This is a genomic window from Streptomyces flavofungini (assembly GCF_041028215.1).
Classification (GTDB): Bacteria; Actinomycetota; Actinomycetes; order Streptomycetales; family Streptomycetaceae; genus Streptomyces; species Streptomyces flavofungini_B.
In genome coordinates this window covers 1-3,115 of the sequence record NZ_JASKYR010000781.1, presented here as the reverse complement: position 1 = coordinate 3,115, position 3,115 = coordinate 1, and the positions used below count along the sequence as shown (strand labels likewise).

Below are 3,115 nucleotides of genomic sequence, written 5' to 3'. Positions count from 1 at the left end.
AGATACTGCTTCCCAAGAGCCTACCTAGCTGCGGTATGGTGGTGACACAGCGGGTAGCCGCTGACCTTCATTTCGAAGGGGCCCCGGTAGCCCAGCGGTAGAGGCCATGGATTCAAAACCCATACAGCGTCGGTTCGAATCCGACTCGGGGCACTTTTCCTTCGATTCCATGAATGCAGCGGAATTGATGAGCTTCACGTGAATGGGTGAACGACTCCGCGTTACTCCGCTTGAGTGCAACGCTGCAGCAAAACTGCATCCATGGATCAGCACAAACCTTCGGTGCGAGCTGAGGCACTCGAACTTCTGCGCCAGGGCGTAACAAATCGGAGCGTGGCGGAACGTCTCGATGTGCCGCGCGGCACCATCGGATGGTGGCGCTCAGAGGAGCGTAAACGCCTGGGCATCACGTACGAGCGCCTGACGGATTGCCCGCACTGCACTGGCCGACGGTACGACCACAGGGCCTACGCCTATCTCCTCGGCCTCTACCTTGGCGATGGGCACATCATCTCCAAGCCCAAGCAGCACCACTTGTCCATCTTCTGCAACGCACAGCAGGTAGGCCTCATCGCTGCCGCCGAGACAGCGATGAGGAGGGTCATGCCTATGCCGAGCGTTCGGTGCCGCCATAAAGCGGGGTGCACTGAGGTCAAGTCGTACACCAAGCACTGGACATGCATGTTCCCCCAGCACGGCCCCGGAAAGAAGCACGAACGCAAGATCGCCCTCGAACCCTGGCAACAGGAGATCGTGGACGCCCATCCCTGGGAATTCATCCGGGGGCTCATCCACTCCGACGGATGCCGCATCACCAACTGGACGACCCGTCTCGTCGGCGGCGTCCGCAAGCGCTACGAATATCCCCGGTACTTCTTCACCAACGTCTCCGACGACATCCGGGACCTCTTCACGCGCACCCTCGATGCGCTCGGCGTCAGCTGGACGCACTGCACCCGCCACGGGAACCCGTACAACATCTCCATCGCCCGCAAAGCCGACGTGGCCCTCATGGACACCCACGTCGGCCCGAAACACTGAACCGCCGCGCGCTACTTCGGACTGTCGTCCTCGCCGATGTGGTGCACCCGCACCAGGTTCGTGGAGCCAGGGACCCCCGGCGGGGAACCCGCCGTGATCACGACCACGTCACCCCGCTCGCAGCGGCCCAGCTTCAGGAGCATGTCGTCGACCTGGTCGACCATCGCGTCCGTGGACTCGACGTGCGGGCCGAGGAAGGTCTCGACGCCCCAGGTGAGGTTCAGCTGGGCGCGGGTCGCGGTGTCCGGGGTGAAGGCGAGGAGCGGGATGGGTGAGCGGTAGCGGCTGAGGCGGCGGACGGTGTCGCCGGACTGGGTGAAGGCGACGAGGAACTTGGCGCCGAGGAAGTCGCCCATGTCGGCGGCGGCGCGGGCGACGGCGCCGCCCTGGGTGCGGGGCTTGTTCCGCTCGGTGAGGGGCGGGAGGCCCTTGGCGAGGATGTCCTCCTCCGCCGCTTCGACGATGCGGGCCATGGTGCGGACCGTCTCGACGGGGTATTTGCCGACGCTGGTCTCGCCGGAGAGCATCACCGCGTCCGTGCCGTCGATGACGGCGTTGGCGACGTCGGAGGCCTCGGCGCGGGTCGGCCGGGAGTTGTCGATCATGGAGTCGAGCATCTGGGTGGCGACGATGACGGGCTTGGCGTTGCGCTTGGCGAGTTTGATGGCGCGTTTCTGGACGATCGGGACCTGTTCGAGGGGCATTTCGACGCCGAGGTCGCCGCGGGCGACCATGATGCCGTCGAAGGCGGCGACGATGTCCTCGATGTTGTCGACCGCCTGGGGCTTCTCGACCTTGGCGATGACGGGGAGGCGGCGGCCCTCCTCGTCCATGATGCGGTGGACGTCTTCGATGTCGCGGCCGCTGCGGACGAAGGAGAGGGCGATGATGTCGCAGCCGATGCGCAGGGCCCAGCGGAGGTCTTCCTCGTCCTTTTCGGAGAGGGCGGGGACGGAGACGGCGACGCCGGGGAGGTTGAGGCCCTTGTGGTCGGAGACCATGCCGCCCTCGATGACGGTGGTGGTGACGCGGGGGCCGTCGACGGCGGTGACCTCCAGGGTGACCTTGCCGTCGTCGACGAGGATGCGTTCACCGGTGGCGACGTCGTCGGCGAGCCCGCCGTAGGTGGTGCCGCACTGCTGGCGGTCGCCTTGGGCGTCGGGTTCGACGGTGATGGTGAATTCGTCGCCGCGTTCAAGGAGTACGGGGCCTTCGCGGAAGCGGCCGAGACGGATCTTCGGGCCTTGAAGGTCGGCGAGAATGCCGACGCTGCGGCCGCTCTCCTCGGAGGCCTTGCGCACGCGCTGGTAGCGCTCCTCGTGTTCGGCGTGGGTGCCGTGGCTGAGGTTGAAGCGGGCTACGTCCATTCCGGCTGCGACCAGTGCCTTGATCTGGTCGTACGAGTCGGTGGCGGGTCCCAGGGTGCTGACGATTTTTGCTCGGCGCATGGTTCGAGCCTAGGGCTTACCGACTGGTAGGGAATTGGCTGGGCATGACTACTCAACAACCTTTGCGTGAAGGGTTATTGACAAGTGTTGAAGTGTGCGCGGCGTTGCTCCGATGAGCGGTTTTCCTGACCTCTTTGCTTCGGCTCGGCCTCGGAAGTGAGCGGTCGCATTCCGGCTCAGAGGTTCGGCGGGGTCATGGTGAAGCGCGCGTTGACCGTGGCGTAGACGTGCTGGCGCTGGGGTTCGAGGTCGAGGGGCGGGGCTTCGGTGGTGAGGTCGGCGGCTCCGGCGTAGGCGGCGCGCATGGCGCCCGGGGGGCCTCCGTAGCCGTAGGCGGGGGCGTTGTCGGCGCCGATGTCGGCGAGTTCGACGAGGGCGGCGAGTCCGGTGCCGAGGGCTTCGGCGTACTCGCGGGCACGCTGGACGGCTTCGCGGACGGCCTGCTGTCTGGCGAGGCGGTGGGTGGGTGAGTCGGGGCGGGCCTTCGTCGCGGGTGAGGTCGAGGTCGGCGAGGCGGGTGGTGAGTTCGCCGAGTGCGGTGAAGTCGGTGAGTTCGGCGGTGAGGTGGACGCGTCCGTGGTAGGCGCGGATGCGTTCGCCGCGGCCGTGCTCGGTGAGTTCGGGGC

The 3,115-nt window shown here is 66.4% G+C and carries 2 protein-coding genes, 1 tRNA gene and 1 pseudogene; 2 read left to right on the top strand and 2 right to left on the bottom strand.

Annotated elements, in window-relative coordinates; genetic code table 11:
* The first annotated feature begins 80 nt into the window (after positions 1-80).
* Positions 81-153: transfer RNA gene (locus AB8Z36_RS34330), tRNA-Leu, on the top strand.
* 108 nt (positions 154-261) lie between these two features.
* Positions 262-1,041 (top strand): helix-turn-helix domain-containing protein, encoded by a 780-nt coding sequence (locus AB8Z36_RS34325; RefSeq protein WP_369217299.1) that lies wholly within the window; start codon positions 262-264, stop codon positions 1,039-1,041.
* Positions 1,042-1,052: 11 nt separating this feature from the next.
* Here AB8Z36_RS34325 and pyk read toward each other — a convergent pair whose 3' ends face one another.
* Together pyk and AB8Z36_RS34315 are read right to left on the bottom strand one after the other, a co-directional pair.
* Positions 1,053-2,489 carry a pyruvate kinase gene (pyk, locus tag AB8Z36_RS34320; protein WP_369217298.1) on the bottom strand — a complete coding sequence of 479 codons (1,437 nt, stop codon included), beginning with the start codon at positions 2,487-2,489 and terminating at the stop codon, positions 1,053-1,055.
* A 176-nt stretch (positions 2,490-2,665) separates the two neighbouring features.
* A pseudogene (locus AB8Z36_RS34315) lies at positions 2,666-3,115 on the bottom strand (SIMPL domain-containing protein); the annotation flags it as partial.

Excerpts from the sequence above, each read along its gene's own strand:
- AB8Z36_RS34325 (WP_369217299.1), top strand. The coding sequence starts at position 262 with ATGGATCAGCACAAACCTTCGGTGCGAGCTGAGGCACTCGAACTTCTG.
- pyk (WP_369217298.1), bottom strand. The coding sequence starts at position 2,489 with ATGCGCCGAGCAAAAATCGTCAGCACCCTGGGACCCGCCACCGACTCG.